This window comes from Clostridium sp. LS, assembly GCF_002760435.1.
In the GTDB taxonomy this organism is placed as follows: domain Bacteria; phylum Bacillota; class Clostridia; order Clostridiales; family Clostridiaceae; genus Clostridium.
The window spans coordinates 1-5,440 of the sequence record NZ_AUUU01000250.1; the positions used below are offsets into that span (position 1 = coordinate 1).

Genomic DNA, 5,440 nt, shown 5'->3' on the forward strand with positions numbered 1-5,440 from the left:
GCAGGATGATGGAAAATAGGCTGGCAAATGGACTTGTTATTTATTTGATTGTGCCTTATTAATCCCTTAGTAATTTTTCTTCATACGCTGCTGCTATAATTTCTTCTTTAAGTAGTTTCATTCCTTTTTCAATTTTCTCTTTATCTGTTTGATAAAATCCTATTCTAAAGGAATCTTGTCCATCGTCCTTTGATGTAAAAAACATTGCCCCTGGAGTAATATATACATTTTTTTGTCTAAGACGTATAAAAAGTTCTTTAGTATTAACCATATAATCTTCTTTTAAAGTTAAGTAAAAATATAGTCCTCCTCTTGGGTCTATGTAGGTTAATATATTTTCAAATTCGTTATCTAGTATTCTTTTCATAAGTGTATATCTTTGAATATACTCACTATTTAAATCCTTTATGTTCTTTTTCCATTTCTCACTAGAAATGTATAGTTCCAAAGCTCTTTGCATTAGGCTTGAAGTTGTAATATCTGTATTATGTTTTGAACTTTGAAGAGTCTCTCTAAATACAGCTGGTGCAACTAGATATCCCAATCTTATTCCTGGAAGAAATATTTTTGAAAAACTCTTTATATAAATAACTCTGTCATTTCTATCAAGCCATTTAAATGGAATATAATCTAAAGAATTCTCATATATAAGTTCTGATAAATAATCATCCTCGATTATATAGAAATCATATATTTCTGCAAGCTGCAATATTCTTTTTTTCTTTTCTAAACTATAGCTTATTCCAGTTGGATTTTGAAAATAACTCATTGTAAAAAAACACTTTATATCATTTTTTTGAAGTATTTTCTCAAATTTATCTAAATTCAATCCGTCCTCATCCATTGAAACTTCAAAAATATTTACTTTTCTCCACTTAAAAACCGACAATGCACCAACATATGTCGGTTTTTCAACTATAATATTATCATTTATGTTTAATATTCCTTTTGATGCAATATCAATTCCTTGTTGTGCTCCAGACACAATTAATATATCTTCATTATTTAACTTTGAATCCCAAAATACTTTGTTAATGGTATAAATAAGATTACTATATCCATTCCTATTATCTGAAAGAAGAGCATTAGCTCCGTCTCTTTCTAAAACTTCGTTTATTATATTTTTCAAATCATCTATTGGAAATAATACTTCTGCTGTAGTTTCTCCTGTAAAATCGACAACATCTGATAAATCCTTCGTAGATAATTTTTTTAGAGTATTTGAATATTCTCTTCTAAAATTCGAAACAACTTCCTTCCTTTTTGCATAACTCCCGCTGCCTACCTTTTGGTAAGCATATCCTTCAGCCTTCAGTTTATTATATGCGCTTACTATTGTAACATTATTTACGCCTAAACTTTTTGATAAATCCCTTATAGTTGGAAGTTTGTCTCCTTCTTTTATTTTTCTCTTATCAATCAATTCCTTTATATAATCAGCTACTTGAACATATTTGGGTATTTCATTATTCTTGAATTTAAAATTCTTATAAATATCCATAAAATTTCCCCTTTAACAATGCATTAACCCTTGTATGAATATACATTCTCTCTTAATAATTTTTCATTAGAAGGCAAATCTAAATTTCTAGTATCCTTATTTATTAATTTTCTTTTATATAACTCTTTTAAAATCTCTTCTATTTTTATATCAAATTCTTTAAATAACTCATTATTTTTTATCTCAAAAGAACTTAGAAATGCGTTTTTTTCATATAAATAATTTAATAAAAATTTTGATGCTTCATTTATATTATCGTCTAAAAACCCTTCTATGTAATCTACAGTATTTTGTATATTTTCATTTATACATTCACTGTTAAATAAATTTTCAATTACCATATTAAACTTATAATTTAAGTTTGTTACCATCCTAACTGCATCCTTGCTTACAGTATATCCATTTAAATTTAAATAAAGTTTAGCAAAACTATCTAATGCTCTAATTAGGACTTCATAAGATGTAAATATACTATTATTTTGCAAATACTTCTTAATTACTCCAATATCCTTAATAACATTACCTAAGTAAACTAAATTCCATATTTCTCTATATTTATCTAAACTATATTTAGCTTTATTGAAAGCACTTTCTATCTCTTCATCTCTAGAAAATATAATTTTAGAAGCTATGAGTAAGTTTCTTACAAAACCTTTCTTTCCACCACTTTCATATAACTCTAAAAATTTATCTTTACTGAGCACTTTCATATGCACAGGTATGTCGAGGACCTCAGAATATATATCCCGGACATCATCAAATACATCTTTGTAAACAACAAATATATCTATATCTGACTCCTCCCAAAGATCCCCGCTTATTATACTTCCAAATGCAAATATTGCTAGCACTTTTTTATTTACTTTCAATTTATTTATTAGTTTTTCAGAGGATTTTTGATAATCCATTATGGATCTTGCCATCTTATTCCACCTTCTTTTGCCCAAGGCATTATATCTATACTTTATTTTAATAAAACTCATTAACATTATAACTTAAAGAAATATTTATTTAAAGGTAATACTTTCTTACTCAATATTGATCTTACAACTTATTAAATACAATCAAAAAGATCCTTAAATAACATTATCTAAGAATCTTTGTATAACCTAATAGTTGAACTATTTTCATAAAATATAGCCTCCTAATAATATACTTATTCTAGTATATTATTAAAAGGTTATATTTATTATACATTAAGCCAGTGAGCTCTATACCTGTGCATATTCCTGTGTTTTATTAAATACTTCATCATCAACTTCAGCGACCATGTACGTGCCATTATCCTTATACTCTTCTTCAAGTATTCTTGCATTTCTGTGTAAAAATGATTGAATATCGCCTTTTTCATATGGAATTAAATATTCTACTTTTTTATAATTATAAGGTAGCTTTTCTTCAATTATTCCTAATAATTCTTCTAAATTTATTTTTTCTTTAGCTGAAATTTCTATTATATCTTTATTGCCAATTATCTCTTTTATCTTTAACATTTGTTCTTCAGTCGCTTTGTCTATTTTATTTAATATTAAGACCGTTTCCTTTTCAAGTACACCAAGTTCATTTAGTACTTCATTTACAGCTTCGTACTGCTCAGCAGCCGTATCAGAAGACGCATCAATTACATGACATAATAAATCTGAGAATATTACTTCCTCCAAAGTTGATTTAAATGCCTCTACTAAATCATGGGGCAGCTTTCTTACGAATCCAACGGTATCTGTAAGAGTTATTATTCCCTTCTTACTTAATGTTAACGCTCTTGTTGTAGTATCCAGTGTTGCAAAAAGCATATTTGCTTCAAATACTTTTTCCTTTATTTTATTTTCTTTCTTTGCTGCTATATCACAAAGGACATTTCTTAATGTTGATTTTCCTGCATTAGTATAGCCAACTAAAGATACTTTAGGAATATTCTCTTTATTTCTTTTTTCCCTTTGAACATCTCTAGTCTTTTTAATTTTCTTTAGTTCATCTTTTAAGTCATATATAGTTTCCATTATATGTCTTCTATCTGTTTCTAATTTCTTTTCTCCTGGACCTCTTGTTCCTATTCCTCCTCCTGTTCTAGAAAGAATAGTGCCTAAACCTTGCAATCTGCTTAATCTATATTTAAGCTGGGCTAACTCTACCTGTATCTTAGATTCCTTACTCTTAGCTCTAGTTGCAAATATTTCTAATATTAAAGTAGTCCTATCAATTACTTTTGCTCCTAATGCTGCTTCCAAATTTCTAACTTGTGACCCTGAAAGTTCATCGTCGAATATTATAACATTTGCTCTTTCTACTTGCCTCATTGATGCAATCTCTAGAACTTTACCTCTTCCAATATAATATGCAGCATCAACTTTACTTCTGCTTTGAAAAACAGTTTTTAATACTGGTATATTACAAGCTTCAGTCAATTCTGCTAATTCTTCCAGGCTTTCCTTTGTATCGGAACCTACTAATATTGCTTTTTCCTCTGTATCTTCTATAACATCGTTAGTTTTTATTAAATTTTCAATAAATCTTATTCTATCTAATATATGTATAGATGTTATTTCCTCTAATGAAAGATTTCTCTTTTCATCAGTTTCTAATTTATTATTATATAATGTAAGCATTCCTAGGGAGAAATCTATTATCTTTCCATCTAATATTGCTACTGATACAATTGCATCTAATTTTAGCTTTAATAATGCAGTTAAATCTAAGGCTGAAAGATTACAATAGCCATTTGGATGAGTATGAATTACTCTTATTCCTGATAATCTTTTTTCCTCTATGTCTATTATTGGAACCTCCACTGACGTTGAATCTCCAATAGCAACAGAAGTTACATTACCTTTTCTATTTATTCCTACACTTACTTCCCTTTCAATAAAACTAGAAATTCTAGAAATAATATTTAAAATTTCTATATCACATACTTCGTCTTTTAAAGTTCTTATAGAATAAATACTTTCCAATTCATCTATTATGGATTTTTTTATTCCTTCAATATTTCCATATATCATATAAACACCTCACATAAGCCATGGATGGGATACTAATTAAAAAAATACTGATACTTTAAACAGTTTTAACTGAATAAATCAGCATCTATATCCCTATCTTGACAACTTTCATATAATTTTATACTATTAATTCATTAATTATAACTTATATAATTAACAATTGACAATGTACAATTCACAATTTTGGAATAAGTTTCTTAAAAATAAAAAGTATAACATATATTAATGTAATAAATTTTTAGAAATACTATTTTAACTACATATTTTGAATTATGCAATAAAATTTCCAAGTGAGCTGTACTAATTAAATTAATCATAAAAGGAGTTTTAACAAAATGGAAGACAAGAAACGTAACATTCTTTTTTCTAAAGAACAAATTAATTCAAGAATTGAAGAATTGGGGAAAATAATAACTGAAGATTATAAAGGTAAAAAACTTTATGTTTTATCTTTACTTCGTGGCAGTTTTGTATATGCTGCTGATTTAGTTAGAGCTATTGACTTGAATACAAAAATAGGATTTATGACTACATCAAGTTATGGTCATGATGAAACATCTTCTGGCTCTGTTCAAGTAGTTCATGATATTTCCGATGATATTGAAGGATGGGACGTTCTTATTGTTGATGATATTGTTGATACTGGAATAACAATGGATTTTGTTGTTAATCATATAAAAAAATTAAATCCTGCTTCTGTTAAGACTTGTGTGCTTCTTGATAAACCATCAAGAAGAAAAATAGATGTAACACCTGATTACTGTTGTTTTGAAATTGAAGATGTTTTTGTAGTTGGATATGGATTAAACTATGGTGATTTTTATAGAAATGTGCCTTATGTATTTAACTGGGAATAAAAAAATCGCAAGCGACTGTGGAGCTGTAGATTTTTTTCACGCATCTGCCTTTTCGAACGCATGTGAGAAAAATCTGGCAGGCG

General features: G+C 27.7%; 4 protein-coding genes. 1 reads left to right on the forward strand and 3 read right to left on the reverse strand.

Features of this window, described 5'->3' with window-relative positions:
* Positions 1–58 precede the first annotated feature (58 nt).
* From COL3_RS27035 to hflX, 3 genes are all read right to left on the reverse strand, one after another.
* Positions 59–1,501 (reverse strand): PLP-dependent aminotransferase family protein, encoded by a 1,443-nt coding sequence (locus tag COL3_RS27035; protein ID WP_008428209.1) that lies wholly within the window; start codon positions 1,499–1,501, stop codon positions 59–61.
* A 23-nt stretch (positions 1,502–1,524) separates the two neighbouring features.
* Positions 1,525–2,424, reverse strand: coding sequence for a nucleotidyltransferase domain-containing protein (locus COL3_RS27040; protein WP_008428211.1), 900 nt, complete (start codon positions 2,422–2,424; stop codon positions 1,525–1,527).
* Positions 2,425–2,712: 288 nt separating this feature from the next.
* On the reverse strand, positions 2,713–4,500 hold the full coding sequence (hflX, locus tag COL3_RS27045; protein ID WP_008428213.1) for a GTPase HflX: 1,788 nt from the start codon (positions 4,498–4,500) through the stop codon (positions 2,713–2,715).
* A gap of 335 nt (positions 4,501–4,835) precedes the next feature.
* On the opposite strand from hflX, the gene hpt reads away from it, so the two are divergent.
* A complete protein-coding gene (gene hpt, locus COL3_RS27050; protein ID WP_008428215.1) occupies positions 4,836–5,357 on the forward strand; it encodes a hypoxanthine phosphoribosyltransferase in 522 nt (173 codons plus the stop codon).
* Positions 5,358–5,440: the final 83 nt, after the last annotated feature.